Genomic DNA, 13400 nt, shown 5'->3' with positions numbered 1-13400 from the left:
CAATCAACCTAAAATCTACTTTAAGTTAGCTAATTTGCGGCTGTGGAGCGCACAAGCAGCAAAGCCGGAACGTCAAAGGACACAATAATTGGTGGCTAATTTGCTTGAATTTGGAATCTAGCCAGATTAGCGATTTAACGCCATCTCAAAATATCTACTAACGGGTAATGGGTGACAGAAAAATGACTCCTGACGAAATTCGCCAAAAAATTCAACAAGTCAAGAAACAACGCCTCACTGAATTAGATTTGAGCGGTAAATCATTAACCGAAATTCCGACGGAGGTGTTTGAGTTAGAATGGTTGAAAAAGTTGGATTTAAATCACAACCAACTGACGAGTGTACCAGAAGCAATCGTCAGTCTCATCAATTTATCCCAACTTGATTTAAGTAACAACCAACTGACAAGCGTACCAGATTCTATCACCAGTCTCACCAATTTATCCGACGAACTTGATTTAAGTAACAACGAACTGACGAGCGTACCAGAATCTATCACCCGTCTCACCAATTTATCCCGACTTGATTTATGGAACAACGAACTGACGAGCGTACCAGAATCTATCGGCCGTCTCACCAATTTATCCGCACTTGGTTTAGGGAACAACGAACTGACGAGCGTACCAGAATCTATCGGCCGTCTCACCAATTTATCCGCACTTTATTTAAGAAACAACGAACTGACGAGCGTACCAGAATCTATCGGCCGTCTCACCAATTTATCCAAACTTGATTTAAGAAACAACCAACTGACGAGCGTACCAGAATCTATCGGCCGTCTCACCAATTTATCCACACTTGAGTTAAGTCACAACGAACTGACGAGCGTGCCAAAATCTATCGGCCGTCTCACCAATTTATCCACACTTGATTTAAGTAGCAACGAACTGACGAGCTTACCAAAATCTATCGGCCGTCTCACCAATTTAGCCAGACTTTATTTAACTTACAACCCCCTCAAAGAGCCCCCACTTCAAATTGCGGCACAAGGTATTAACGCGATCCGCGAATATTTCCGTCAAAAGCAAGGAGGAGAAGACACCCTCTAGGAAGCCAAATTAATCATTTTTCTCCCTGTGTTACAGTTTAAGGAAGCTATTAATATGGTCAAGGCTATAGTTGAAGCAGCTCAACTCCAATAGTCTTTTAAATCCATGACCTGAAAATGCTCGGCACAGGCTATGTTGCTCTGGTATTTCTGAGAATTGACTTGGCTGCTGAAAGAGCTATCGCCCTTATATGATTGAAGTGCGATCGCTCTTTTTTTGAGTATCACTAATTCTGTTTCTCCAACACCATAGGGAAATTTACCGCTTTGACAACCATTCATAAGACAAACTATAGTGAGTAGGAGAAAATCGGAGTGGGATATTTGGTATAACGAAAGAATCCCGCTCGCCCTCCAATCATTTATAACAGATATGAGCATTAACGATAAACTTAAGAACATACTAACTCAGTTACGATCGCACTTTGAGCAACTCTACGGCGCTCGGCTCACCCAAATGGTACTTTACGGTTCCCAAGCGCGAGGGGATGCACATCCAGACTCAGATATAGATATTTTAGTAGTTCTGAAAGCGCCAGTTCAAGCGGGCGAAGAAATTGATAGAACTCTTCAGATTGTAGCAGATTTGTCGCTCCAAAATGATGAAGTGATTAGCTGCCAGTTTATGGACGAACAGCGATTTATACATTACAACGGGCCTTTATTGAGGAACATTCGCCAAGAGGGAATGTCATTTCTCAATAAGCCTTTGACGGGCGGGCAGGATGCCCACCCCACAAAAAACTTACTCTTTGTGGAACAGGCATCTTGCCTGTTCTGGAGAATGCTAAAAGATCCAATTGCGAGCACTTTCATCTCCTTTAACTTGCTCTACCACCGCCCTAAAACCGAATACTGAAATCCCCGACTTTTTCAATAAGTCGGGGATCTAAAACAATAAAAACAGCCCCTACAGATTAATGACTACCCGCTCCAGCCGCCCGTTTGAAAGCCTCATCCAACACTTCCGAAAGCGTCGGGTGCGTGTGTACTCGGAATGCTAAATTGTTAACAGAATCGCGCTGGGCGATCGCATTTGCCGCTTCCTGAATCAAATCCGAAGCGTGCAAACCGAAAATGTGAACTCCCAACAACTCCCCAGTATCTTTCCGGTAAATCACCTTAGCCATACCGTCGGTTTCACCCTCCGCAATAGCCTTAGAATTTCCCTTAAAATAACTCTTGACAGAACCGACCTCAAACCCTTCAGTTTTTCCTAACTCCTTCGCCGCAGGTTCCGTCATCCCCACATAGCTAATTTCCGGATGAGTAAACGCCGCGGCCGGGATACTCAAATAGTCAACTTCGCGGGCACGGCCACAAATATTTTCTACTGCAGCAATTCCTTGAGCAGACGCAGAATGTGCTAACATCATCTTGCCATTCACATCGCCGATCGCCCACAAATTTTGCAGCGGTTCTCCCGCCGCCAAAACCTGCATCTTATCGTTAACTGGGATATAACCGCGCATCGTTTCCACGCCAACAGTTTCTAACCCCAAATTCTTGCTCACCGGAACCCGACCAGTTGCTACCAAACAAGCATCAACTTCCAAAACTTCCACAACTTCCTTAGTTTTGAAATCAGCTAATTCAATAATTACTGGCGAACCAGGAATAATCTTCTTAGCCAATAACCCAACTTTTGTTTCAATATCGCGGGGTGCAATTAACACTCGTTCTGCCAACTTAGCAATATCCGGGTCAAAAGTCGGCATCAATTGATCTAGAGCTTCAATCATCGTGATTTCACAGCCCAGTGCGGTGTAAATATCGGAAAACTCCAAACCGATGTAACCGCTACCAATAATTGCAATCCATTTCGGCAGTGATTCCAATCTGACAGCATCATCGCTGGTAAATACAGTTTTGCCGTCAATTTCTATCCCAGGGGGGACGAAAGGAATTGAACCGGGGGCGAGAATAATATCCTTGGCAGTAATCGTTTTCTCGCCTTTATCGGTTTCGATCGTAATTTTTTGAGAACCGGCGATTTTGCCCCAACCTTCGATCGTATCGACATTCAAACGTTTGAGGCTGTTGGTTAAGTCGCCGCGAAGTTTGCTAACAATAGTGTTAGCATGATTGGCGATCGCCCCGCGATCGAAATCCACACTGCCCAATTGAATTCCCAAATTCTTCAGGTGGTGGGCATTCCGCAACTCTCGCACTCGCCCCGAAGCCGCCAACAGCGCCTTCGAGGGAATGCAGCCGCGGTTGACGCAAGTCCCCCCCATGTCCCCCGCTTCGATAATTGCCACTTTCAGCCCGCAGCTAACCGCGTGTATGGCCGCGCCGTGTCCGCCCACGCCAGCGCCGATAATTGCTAAATCGTAATCAAATCCCTGAGTCACCTTAAAATCTCCTAATGCCTTTGAAATCTTAGGACTCAAGCAAAAAACACCGTCTCTCCGTCCTTTCGAGGTGGCGCGTTGCCATCGCAACCCTTGAACAGCGGTAATAGTTGCATAAGTCCTGTCTCCTTATTCTCGACTAGACTAGGGTTAATTAGACAACGAAAGAGCCCTAACTGAGATTTTTTCAGGGTCGATGATTTTGAGCTGGGTCTACACAAAGTCTCAAATCACTCAGTAGGCGGGTGTACAGTTAAATACAGTTTGAAGGCTGACAAAGCCCGCAGCAGGTTTGATATTGGGGCAGCAACTTGGGCCGCAGGCATTCCCACCGCCCGGTTAAATTCTGTCCCCCTGCTTGTTTTAGTCGGTTTTCATGTCTAATATCTGCACGCGCCGGGGCGGACAGAGTTTGTTGGCAACTTTTGGACTCTATGGAGTGGCTTATGACGGATGACGATGACCAGAAAGATTTACGCCGGGCCTCGGCTCAATCATTTTTTGAGTCCCTGGATGAATTGTTCGATTCTATAGAATCGAACAGCAGTCAAGCTGCACAACCTAAATCTCCACCGCCTCCGGCGAAGTCTTCGAGTCAGTCTTCGAGTCCGCCGAAGAAGACTAGACCTGCGAAAATTAATTTGTCGGATTTTGAAGATGCGATCGCCGATTTGGAACAGTTTATCCAGAGCAAACACCAGAAACGCCCGGAATCCAATCAATAGTGCGATGGCACATTTTCCAGTAATGACTGTTTACTGTTGACGGTTGACTGTTGACTGTTGACTGTTGACGGTTGACTGTTGACAAGCGAAAAATTTTAGACCGAAGTTCCAGCTCCCAGATTCATCTGTGGAGTCAATTTTTCAATCTAAAATCTAAAATCTAAAATCTAAAATCGACTGAATGTTAACGGTGTTTTCGGCTGAAGCTGCTTAGGTTGCACCCTACAATATATCCACAATTTGTTGAAGATTGCTTTACAAGAATCAAGCCACATAAATTATCTCAATTTACTATTAATAGCCTTGTTTTTAGGCTTTGACGGCTGCGGTAATTGCCTCGATCGCACTTCGATCGCCCGATCGCCGATCGCACTCAAAGGCAACTCCAATTCATCAAGATCATTGCGGAACTTGACCGGAATATCAGCACCGTTAATAATCGCTCCCAACAGCCGCGGCCCGGATTTATGCGACTCCTCATCCTCAGATTCCAGCAACTGATCTGCCGCCTCAGACAACATACTAGACAAAGTGTAACCAGGCCGCGCCACCAAAATCATACCGTCCGTGTACGGTTCCAGCGTCAGCGCGTCGTTGCACTCGCTCAAAGCCGGAGAATCCACAACCACAAAATCAAAGCGGTTGCGAACATCCTCAAACAATCTCCGCATTTCGCTTGATTCTAGTACGGCGGAGGCCTGTCGCAAAAAGCCGGGACTCGGCACAACGTATAGATTCTCTACCTCTGGAACCAAAAGAACGCACTCGCTAATATTGCCGTAATAGTGCAAAGGTTCCACCGTCGCCAGAGGATCAGCAGCAATTTTCAAAGATTCAACGTTAGAAGGCGATCGCAAATCTGCTTCAATTAGCAAAGTCCGTTTACCCGATCGAGCCGATGCAATTGCCAAATTGTAAGCACTAAAACTTTTCCCCTCCAAAGGCGCCGCCGAAGTCAACAACACCACCTTCACCGGTTTGTTCCCGATCCGGCGCAAATTAGTACGCAACCGCTCGTAAAATTCCAAATAGGGAGAATTTGCCTCCAGGGCCAGAGGCATTTCATCGGCGTAGGAATCAAACACCGTCACTTCAGGCAAAACTGCCAGTATCGGCACCTCTTTTTCCACCAAAGCCGCTCGCACTTCTTCCCAACTGTAAAACTTGCCGTTGAGCATCCCCAACAAAAATATCAACCCCCCGCCCAGCAGCAACCCCACAAATCCGCCCACCGCCAGCATCACGGGCAAACCTCTCTTGTTGGACTCAACGTCATCAGTTTGCGGCCATTGGGCGATTCTCAAACTCCCCGTTGTCTCAGCTACCGCCGCCTCAGCATCTACCAAAGCCGACAGCATCTTGTCGTAGAGAGCTTTTTTGAAAGCCACTTGCTGGGCCAAACGGGCTTGTTCTAACTGCTTGTTGGGGATTGTCGCGTGTTCCCGACGCAATAGCTGTTCAGTTTTCTCGATTCCTTGGAGTTGCTGTTGCGCCGCATCCCGCTGCGTTTGCAAAGCAATCAAAGTTTGGGCTAACTGCTGTCTGGCCGGATCTAAAGAAGAGTCTACCCGAATTCGATCGGCACTTCTGAGCGGAGCCGCCACCCCGTTACCGCCGAGTACCTCAGACTGGCGCTGCTGCAACTGCTGCTCAAAAGCAAGTTTTTGTTTAAGCAATTCTACAATTTTCGGGTGTTCCTCCTGCAAGTCGCTGCGGAGAATTTTGAGCTGAGATTCGATCGAAAACAATTGCACTCGCAGTTGGGCAATAATTGGATCGGCAGAGAGTGCTTGAGCGACGTAAGCTTGCTCCACATTCAATCCCAAGCGATCCTGCAAACTGTTAATTTGAGCTTCAATTCCTCCCAACTGCACGCGGAGTTGCCGCTGCTGCTGTTGGCTGCTGGTAATCGCTTGCGGCAAAGCACCGCTCTGAGCAGCTAAAATTGAAGTTCCTTCTCGTTTTTCGTAGGCTTCAAGTTTTGCTTCCGTCTCTCTGAGTTCCTGAGTTACTTTCGGCAAACGCTGGTTAATTTGGGTGATCGTTTCTCGCAGTCTAGAAGTATTAATATTTTTGCTGTGCTCCACCATTTCGTTCATCAGCGTCTTTACTACCGCTTCTGCTTGTTTACGATCGGCATTTTTGTACAATATTTGAATCAAAGCGCTGGGGTCATTATTCTTACTGGGCATCTTTACTTGCACATCTTTTACCAGCTTTTTAGCCAAAGCTTGTACTTTTTCTGCCGCTTCTTCTTGGTTTAATTTTTGTTCGGGTTTGATGAGTTTTACTGCTGCTGGTTCAACCACCCTTGTATCCAGCAGCATATCTTTAGTTATTTCTTGTCCTTCCTGTTGAATTTTAGTAGTAGTCGATGAAAAAATCACGCTCGGTCTGTCGTAGGCCAGCGTACCTATTGCAACGTAAACTGGCGCCGCCTTTGGCTGCAGGGCCACTACTCCCGACACCCCCACAGTCACCGCGAGAGTAGCCAGTCCCACCCACTTGTATTGGTCGAAAGCAATTAAATAACGTTTAACAACGGATAAAGTCATGACGATTTTAGATTTTAGATTTTAGATTGCTAATTGTTAACGATAACTAATGATTGCTGACAAATGATACCCATTTCCCCAAAAGCAGCCACTGTAGGTAAGTTATAAACGCATATCGCATAAGTCATTCCCATCGAAAATCGAAAATCGAAAATGGTATGACTACCTATCATTACGTGACGGGCCGAACAAATCTGTTACCCCATTTCTCAACTGCTCAAAGAACAGAATAAATCCCAAAGTATCCCGGAATGGTCGAGTAAAAGTATTGATTACATAACCAATGCGCTCTACCAAATTCCTACCAATCACAATCACATCATTATCTTCGAGCATCGGGTTCTGAGAAACATTGCCCTCCAAAGCCGCTTTAGCATCTATCGAACGGTTGATTGCTCTACCTTGCTTTTCGTCGAACCGAATCAGAGCTATTTTCCGCAAGTCAGCAAGATTAACAGGCAAGTTGTTGAGAGCATCCAAAAACCTGCTGCCATTTTCTACGTAGAACGAAGTCAAACCACCACTAGCGTAACTCAAAACTCGAACGTAGATCCTGGGTTTAATCAGGGTAGACCGCGAAACAAGAGCTTTGTCGTAGTCTAGGTTTTTGGTACTAGCGTCCAATTCCGGGATGACAATCACATCTCCCGATGCCAAAGGAAAATCGAACAAATCGTTAGCGTTTGCTAGGGGAGTGTAGAGGTCGATTGGTTCCTCCACCGAGGAGCCGTCCATCAGCGTCCGCCGCACTCGCACCTCCCGCAAATCGGCTTTTCCCGTGACTCCCCCCGCAATCACCAAAGCAGCCGAAATTCGACCAGAACCCGCCGGAAGCGTGTAAAAACCCGGTTTGCTGACTTCTCCGGTGACAGTGATTTGGACGGGGACAGCAGCAGCAGCGAGGCTGTACCGGGATGCTAAATCTTGATCGGATTTGCGATCGGGCCTAACCTGTTTATACGGTACGACGATCGCATCTCCATCTTCCAAACGCAAATCCGGCGGAGCAATACCAGTTTGCAACGGTGTCAAAATATCAACAACTTGCTCCGCGACAGCACCTCCCGGCAGAGTCCGCCGCACCCGCACCGCCCGCAGTTCCGCCGTAGGATTAGTCCCAGCAGCAGCCGCCAGAGCCGCAGGAAGCTGGGGGGTTTGCAGCGGATAAAAACCCGGTCTGGCAACTTCCCCCGTCACCGTCACCACTACGGGGCGCTGAACCAGCAAAGCAGCCGAAACTTGAGGATTTTTGATAAATTGGCCAAAGCGCTCCCGGAGGCGCTGCTGTGATTCTTCAACAGTAAGACCACGCACATTCACTGTTCCGATTAGCGGGAGTACAATTACCCCTTCAGGGCTGATTGGACCTGTAAAACCTAGCTCTGGGAAGCGCTGAACTTGAACAGCAATCTGGTCTCCCGGGCCCAGGCGGTAGGGCCGATTCCGAAAAGCTGGGTTAATATCCCGGTTGAAATTGGCAGGCGGCGGTGGCGGGACCCGCAATTGCGGTGGCGCCACGAGTCGCTCGTCTCTTGGAACAACAGGTTGAGCTAAAGCCGTTTCCGAAAAAATTTTGCTATTAAAACCCCAGAATACAGCAGCAAAAGATAGAGTCCAAGCAGTTGAATACAGGCCTGCCAAGGAAAAAGCGAGGCGATTTTTAATTGTGGATTTTTCCCGCATTTTGAGAGGATTTAAAAAAGTAATATTTTGAATAATGACCGGAGTTGTAAGTTTCATCTAAATATAGGGACGAGAAAAAACAATAAGATATTTTAGGGGCGAGTTGAATCGGGATATTTACTAGGAAGCAGTTGATTTTGGCCAAATCTGCCCACGCCCTAGGCTGATTTATTTGCACCTACCTGCTTACTCAAACCGAAAAGTTTCTGTCATTAATTTAGCCTGGACACTTTCGGCCAGAGATTGCAGCAATGGTTGAGCTATCTTAATGTCGCCCTGCGGTTGAATGGGAAGGATGATACTGACAGCAACCCAAGAGGCGCGGCGGTTCGAGAGTCTAGCAATGCTGTCTTCCCAAAACCAGCGGCTGGTTGTTGGAGAACCCCCGTTAGGCCAAGCGTACCACTGCACGACAGCAAAAGTTTGTTGCGGAGTCCAGCTTCGGAAAAACCTCGCCTCGACATTAGGCGGTGGCTGGCCGGGTATTGGTGCTAATTTAACTGTAAACCTCAAAGTGCGATGAGAATCGGTTTGCCACCGGTGAAATCCATCGATATCTAGCCATTCCACTTGGGGCTGGTTTTTGGCGTAATTTTGAGGCAACAGCAATAAAATGGCAATTGTTTGATCCTTTTTAATTTCTTGAACTAACCATCTGTGAGCGCCAATTTGGACGTTATTCTGAACGGCTATAACCTGCCACCCAGGAATTTTTATTCCGTTTTGGCGCACACTTCTTAATTGCTTGAGGTTGGCAAGGGTTGGCGGGTTTGTCCAAGGCCATCTTCCAGTCGCGTAGCCGGGAATTGCTACTGCCCCAACCAATACCAGCAAAAACACCAGTACCATAATTTTAGATAATTGATACCGCCGCAGTAGTTTCTGTGCTGAAATCATCTGTTTCATTAATTGCCAGACTGACTTGGGAAATACTTTTCCATCCCGTTGAGGAGAAGTACCAATAACCCTAGTATACAAGCAGAATATAAATCTCCGCCCCATCCGGCGTGTAGCCAAGTAAAAAGCGCCTCTCTGTCGGTTCCGTGAAAGTAAGTTAGCAAAGTATTGCGAAAAATGTTGGAAGTGATGCTAATAATGGATGTAATCACTAAAAACAAAAGACTTTTTTTGCCAGAGTTCCAAACTCCCGTCCAATCCAGCAGAACTAAGCTGACGTAAAGACTGGTAAACAGCATTTTTAAGCCTGCACAGTGTGGAGCAACTTCTACAATGCGCTCGTTTACGTACAGATAAATTTCTTCCACTCTCACGTTGATACCAACCTTAATTAATATCCAGCCTGATGCTTCAGCAATGAATTGCTGTAAGGGCAAGGCGTAGGGTTCTATGAGGTAAGGAATGTGGTTGGGCGAGGCCAGAAATACGAATAAAAGCGGCATTGCCTGCAATTTCAAGCCGGGAATTCCTTTTAAAGATAAGCAAATGCTGGCCAGCATTACGGGCAGGGATAAATTTACTAAATCGCTCAAGCGACTCAGATAAAAAAGCGTGGCTAGTACCAGCAAAAAGCCTCCCAAAGGATGCGGTGAGTTGGGCAAGCTGCGCCAGCACTTTCGGTTCATCCAAGCAATATAAGCTGCGTAGGGCAAACCAATTAGTCCGTGGCTGAAATATTCGTGTTCGAGGCTGATGCTTTTGTTGAGCCACCCGTCGTACCAGTGTACTAGCAGGGGGGCGTACAGCAGCACTAGGAGCACCGTGATACCTTCCGCCAGTAGGTATCGCTTGAAAACAATGCGAATTTTGCGCTGGATGTGCATGGTTTGAGAAGTTTTAAGATTGCCGCGCTGGATTCGCAACGCTTTCGGGTTTTAAAGTGTGAGTTAAAGATTTGTTAATTCCCCACCAAAACCCTTTGAGAACCGCACCTTACTGCTTGAAACACCTGCCGCATAAATTTTATGAACAATTAGCAATTCAATGATAGTACGATCGCCCGAACAACTTGCTCGATCTGAGTATTGCTCAATCCGGGATACATTGGCAATGATAAAATTTGTTGGCACAGGGTTTCTGCGTGGGGGAAGTCGCCCCGATTGCCTAAGTTTTGGTAGGCGGGTTGCAGGTGACAAGGTAGGGGATAGTGTATACCTGTTTGAATGCCGTGTTGGGCGAGTTTTTCCTGAAGGGTGTTGCGGTCGATCGAGCTTTCCTCAGTAATTTTGATAACATAGAGGTGATAAATGTGACCGCTGCTGCTGTGGTTGGCGATGGGTACAATGCCTTTGTGTTTCAGGGGTTCTAGTAGAGTATCGTAGTGTTGGGCGGCGGCGGTGCGATCGCGATTCCATTTTTCTAAATAAGGCAATTTAACATTGAGCACGGCGGCTTGCAAATTGTCGAGGCGGCTGTTGGTACCGATTTCTGTGTGCAAATATTTGCTGGGTGCTCCGTAATTGCGGAGAGTTCGCATTTTTTCTGCGAGTTGTGCATCGTTAGTAATTAACATCCCGCCGTCGCCAAAAGAACCAAGGTTTTTGCTGGGATAAAAGCTGAATGCTGCTGCTTTACCGATGGAACCCGCGCGGTATCCTTCTCTCTCGGCTAAGTGCGCTTGGGCGGCATCTTCAAATATGATTAAATCGTGGCGGTTTGCAAAATCTAAAAGCTGCCGGGGCGATACCATTTGACCGTAGAGGTGTACGGGGATAATTGCTTTAGTTTTCGAGGTAACTGCTGTTTCGGCTGCTGTGAGGTCAATCAGGGCGGTTTCCGGGTCGCAATCTACAAGAATAGGTATAGCTTTGGCTTGGAGGACGGCGATCGCGGTGGCAATAAAAGTGTTAGCGGGTATGATAATTTCGTCGCTCGGATTAATACCGCAAGCTTGGAGTCCCAGAGCGATCGCATCTGTTCCGCAAGCCACTCCTACGCCGTATTTTACTCCAGAAGCTGCTGCAAATGCTGTTTCAAATTCCGCGAGGGCTTGGCCTAAAATAAAGTCTCCTTGCTCGATAATTTTTCCAATTATTTCTGTTATTTGAGATTGGATTGGTTGGTGTTGCAGGGAGAGGTTGACAAATGGAACTTTTGGCGGGCGACTACTCATACATCAGAGGAATACGAATTATTTATATTAACATTTAGGTGCGGATATTTTTTTATTTTTTTTAAACCGCAGAGGGCGCAGAGAGCGCAGAGGAAGAGAGGAGAAAGCCTCGCGCACTTTCCTGGAGTTGTCAATTAAATCAAGGTTTTTCTGTAATATAGAATCAGATATTTTTCCAGTAATCAAACTCATGGAATACAAAAAACTGGGCGACAGCGATTTATCAGTATCTGAAATCTGTTTGGGTACGATGACTTATGGCCAGCAGAACACCGTTGCAGAAGCGGCGCAACAGCTCGATTTTGCGATCGATAGAGGAATCAACTTTATCGATACGGCAGAAATGTATCCTGTCCCTGGAAAGGCGGAAACTCAGGGAAAAACAGAGGAATATATCGGCGAGTGGTTGGCGAAACAGCAGCGGGATAAAGTCATTATAGCGACTAAAGTAGCGGGCAGAAGCACTCGATTAAAGTGGATTCGGGAAGGGAAAAATCAGATCGATCGCCCAAATGTCGAAAAAGCCCTGAATGACAGCCTGAAGCGCTTGCAAACTGACTACATTGACCTGTATCAGATCCACTGGCCCGACCGCTACGTACCCTTATTTGGCGCGCCGGATTACGACATCGCCCAAGAGCACGAAACAGTACCGGTTTTGGAACAGTTAGAGGTATTTGCTGACTTAATCAAAGCTGGCAAAATCCGCTATTTGGGTTTGAGTAACGAGACGCCTTGGGGAGTTTGCGAGTTTTGCACGTTGGCTGAAAAACACGGATTGCCGAAAGTTGTTTCAATTCAGAATGCTTTCAGTTTGAGTAATCGGACATTCCACCTAAATTTAGCAGAAACTTGCCGTTTTAAGAATGTGGGATTGATGGCTTATAGTCCTTTGGGATTTGGGCTGTTAACGGGGAAATACTTGAATGGAATTCCCGAAAATTCAAGGTTGGCTTTATTTGCGGGATTTGGTCAGCGTTACGATAAAACTAATCTGAATGATGCGGTGAAAGCGTATGTTGAGATTGCGGGGAAACATGGGATAAGTCCGGCGCAGATGGCTTTGGCGTATGTGCGATCGCGCTGGTTTGTAACTAGCACAATTATCGGTGCAACCAGCCTCGAACAGTTGGAGGAAAATATCGGTAGTTTGGAGGTGAATTTGGATAAGGATATCATAGCGGAAATCAATGCGGTGCACGCTAAGTATCCGAATCCGACACCGTAAGATATCTCGGCGGTTGAAACCGCTTCTACACAAACAAAGTCCGCCTTCGCGGACTAAGAGATAGAGGGAAATTTTAACCCGGATTTGATATTAGTAGGTTGGGTTGAGGTAACGGAACCCAACTTACCATTGGCTAGGAAAAGCATTTTTAATTCGATCGCGCTCACGTATTAGATGTGCTCAGAGGTTTTCTTCAGGAAGTGATGCAGCTAGCTGTAGATAAGGGTTACATCACGCTGGAAGAGAAGGAGGAGTTTATTAGTCCGGTTTTGGCTAGCAGTACCGATGCTGCGGTATTGAGCAAGTAGGTGGTTTTTGGTGGTGTTTTGGGCGATCGGTCTTTTTGTTGTCAATGAATATTTAAACCTTGTTTAACATCCATTCCCAGCGCTGGGAATAGGCGATGCACTTTTTGTTGTCAATAAATATTTTAACCGCAGATGATGTACGGGCGAGACGCCCGTATCACAAATCATGTACGGGCGAGACGCCCGTACCACGATGGCCCCGGCTGTTTCTGGTGGCGCAATTTTGCGATCGGCGAGGGCGATGGGTTCAGTTAAACTCACTGCATCGAATAACTGAAATTTGCTCATTGCTGTCTCCCAAATCGCTTGTTGACTTGGATACTGTCGATCGGTAGGGGCGATCGTAAATAAAACTTACTTTTTTTAGTACACAAGTATTTATGTAGTTTAGTACACAAGTATTTATGTAGTTTAGTACACAAGTATTTA

The 13400-nt window shown here is 46.5% G+C and carries 13 protein-coding genes; 5 read left to right on the top strand and 8 right to left on the bottom strand.

What is annotated here, in order from left to right; all coding sequences use genetic code 11:
• Positions 1-182 precede the first annotated feature (182 nt).
• Complete coding sequence (locus tag QUA70_RS15470; RefSeq protein ID WP_333410489.1) at positions 183-1049, top strand: leucine-rich repeat domain-containing protein; 867 nt, start codon at positions 183-185, stop codon at positions 1047-1049.
• An 80-nt stretch (positions 1050-1129) separates the two neighbouring features.
• Here the strand turns inward: QUA70_RS15470 and QUA70_RS15465 are convergent, their stop codons facing one another.
• Positions 1130-1330 (bottom strand): hypothetical protein, encoded by a 201-nt coding sequence (locus QUA70_RS15465; RefSeq protein WP_333348269.1) that lies wholly within the window; start codon positions 1328-1330, stop codon positions 1130-1132.
• Positions 1331-1421: 91 nt separating this feature from the next.
• Between QUA70_RS15465 and QUA70_RS15460 the strand changes: the two genes are divergently transcribed.
• Positions 1422-1907 carry a nucleotidyltransferase domain-containing protein gene (locus QUA70_RS15460; RefSeq protein ID WP_333348271.1) on the top strand — a complete coding sequence of 162 codons (486 nt, stop codon included), beginning with the start codon at positions 1422-1424 and terminating at the stop codon, positions 1905-1907.
• 58 nt (positions 1908-1965) lie between these two features.
• On the opposite strand, the gene lpdA is transcribed toward QUA70_RS15460, so the two are convergent.
• Positions 1966-3402: a dihydrolipoyl dehydrogenase gene (lpdA, locus tag QUA70_RS15455; protein WP_333348274.1), complete on the bottom strand. Its 1437-nt coding sequence runs from the start codon at positions 3400-3402 to the stop codon at positions 1966-1968.
• A 446-nt stretch (positions 3403-3848) separates the two neighbouring features.
• Between lpdA and QUA70_RS15450 the strand changes: the two genes are divergently transcribed.
• A complete protein-coding gene (locus QUA70_RS15450; RefSeq protein WP_333330050.1) occupies positions 3849-4127 on the top strand; it encodes a hypothetical protein in 279 nt (92 codons plus the stop codon).
• 278 nt (positions 4128-4405) lie between these two features.
• On the opposite strand, the gene QUA70_RS15445 is transcribed toward QUA70_RS15450, so the two are convergent.
• From QUA70_RS15445 to QUA70_RS15425, 5 genes are all read right to left on the bottom strand, one after another.
• The gene (locus tag QUA70_RS15445; RefSeq protein WP_333348277.1) at positions 4406-6682 is read right to left on the bottom strand and encodes a lipopolysaccharide biosynthesis; all 2277 of its coding nucleotides are present in this window, start codon (positions 6680-6682) and stop codon (positions 4406-4408) included.
• 162 nt (positions 6683-6844) lie between these two features.
• Positions 6845-8422, bottom strand: a complete 1578-nt coding sequence (locus QUA70_RS15440) for a polysaccharide biosynthesis/export family protein (protein ID WP_333348280.1) — start codon at positions 8420-8422, stop codon at positions 6845-6847.
• Positions 8423-8551: 129 nt separating this feature from the next.
• The gene (locus tag QUA70_RS15435; RefSeq protein WP_333410488.1) at positions 8552-9262 is read right to left on the bottom strand and encodes a cyanoexosortase B system-associated protein; all 711 of its coding nucleotides are present in this window, start codon (positions 9260-9262) and stop codon (positions 8552-8554) included.
• 8 nt (positions 9263-9270) lie between these two features.
• Positions 9271-10146 (bottom strand): cyanoexosortase B, encoded by an 876-nt coding sequence (gene crtB, locus QUA70_RS15430; protein ID WP_333348349.1) that lies wholly within the window; start codon positions 10144-10146, stop codon positions 9271-9273.
• Between the two features lie 149 nt (positions 10147-10295).
• Entirely contained in the window at positions 10296-11435 is a 1140-nt protein-coding gene (locus tag QUA70_RS15425; protein WP_333348286.1) for a DegT/DnrJ/EryC1/StrS family aminotransferase, read from the bottom strand.
• Between the two features lie 190 nt (positions 11436-11625).
• Between QUA70_RS15425 and QUA70_RS15420 the strand changes: the two genes are divergently transcribed.
• Positions 11626-12663, top strand: coding sequence for an NADP(H)-dependent aldo-keto reductase (locus QUA70_RS15420; protein ID WP_333348289.1), 1038 nt, complete (start codon positions 11626-11628; stop codon positions 12661-12663).
• Positions 12664-12839: 176 nt separating this feature from the next.
• Entirely contained in the window at positions 12840-12971 is a 132-nt protein-coding gene (locus QUA70_RS15415) for a hypothetical protein (protein WP_333348293.1), read from the top strand.
• Positions 12972-13034: 63 nt separating this feature from the next.
• Here QUA70_RS15415 and QUA70_RS15410 read toward each other — a convergent pair whose 3' ends face one another.
• Positions 13035-13259, bottom strand: coding sequence for a hypothetical protein (locus tag QUA70_RS15410; RefSeq protein ID WP_333348297.1), 225 nt, complete (start codon positions 13257-13259; stop codon positions 13035-13037).
• Positions 13260-13400: the final 141 nt, after the last annotated feature.

Origin of the sequence: Microcoleus sp. LAD1_D5 (assembly GCF_036702115.1) — a bacterium.
Taxonomy (GTDB): Bacteria; Cyanobacteriota; Cyanobacteriia; order Cyanobacteriales; family Microcoleaceae; genus Microcoleus.
Note: the sequence above shows the minus strand (reverse complement) of the source record. Positions and strands in the feature narration are given on the sequence as shown.

What these genes read in the sequence shown, in the direction of transcription:
- QUA70_RS15420 (WP_333348289.1), top strand. Translation starts at nt 11,626, where the DNA reads ATGGAATACAAAAAACTGGGCGACAGCGATTTATCAGTATCTGAAATC.
- QUA70_RS15445 (WP_333348277.1), bottom strand. Translation starts at nt 6,682, where the DNA reads ATGACTTTATCCGTTGTTAAACGTTATTTAATTGCTTTCGACCAATAC.
- QUA70_RS15450 (WP_333330050.1), top strand. Translation starts at nt 3,849, where the DNA reads ATGACGGATGACGATGACCAGAAAGATTTACGCCGGGCCTCGGCTCAA.
- QUA70_RS15460 (WP_333348271.1), top strand. Translation starts at nt 1,422, where the DNA reads ATGAGCATTAACGATAAACTTAAGAACATACTAACTCAGTTACGATCG.
- QUA70_RS15470 (WP_333410489.1), top strand. Translation starts at nt 183, where the DNA reads ATGACTCCTGACGAAATTCGCCAAAAAATTCAACAAGTCAAGAAACAA.
- QUA70_RS15425 (WP_333348286.1), bottom strand. Translation starts at nt 11,435, where the DNA reads ATGAGTAGTCGCCCGCCAAAAGTTCCATTTGTCAACCTCTCCCTGCAA.
- crtB (WP_333348349.1), bottom strand. Translation starts at nt 10,146, where the DNA reads ATGCACATCCAGCGCAAAATTCGCATTGTTTTCAAGCGATACCTACTG.
- QUA70_RS15465 (WP_333348269.1), bottom strand. Translation starts at nt 1,330, where the DNA reads ATGAATGGTTGTCAAAGCGGTAAATTTCCCTATGGTGTTGGAGAAACA.
- QUA70_RS15410 (WP_333348297.1), bottom strand. Translation starts at nt 13,259, where the DNA reads ATGAGCAAATTTCAGTTATTCGATGCAGTGAGTTTAACTGAACCCATC.
- QUA70_RS15440 (WP_333348280.1), bottom strand. Translation starts at nt 8,422, where the DNA reads ATGAAACTTACAACTCCGGTCATTATTCAAAATATTACTTTTTTAAAT.
- QUA70_RS15435 (WP_333410488.1), bottom strand. Translation starts at nt 9,262, where the DNA reads ATGATTTCAGCACAGAAACTACTGCGGCGGTATCAATTATCTAAAATT.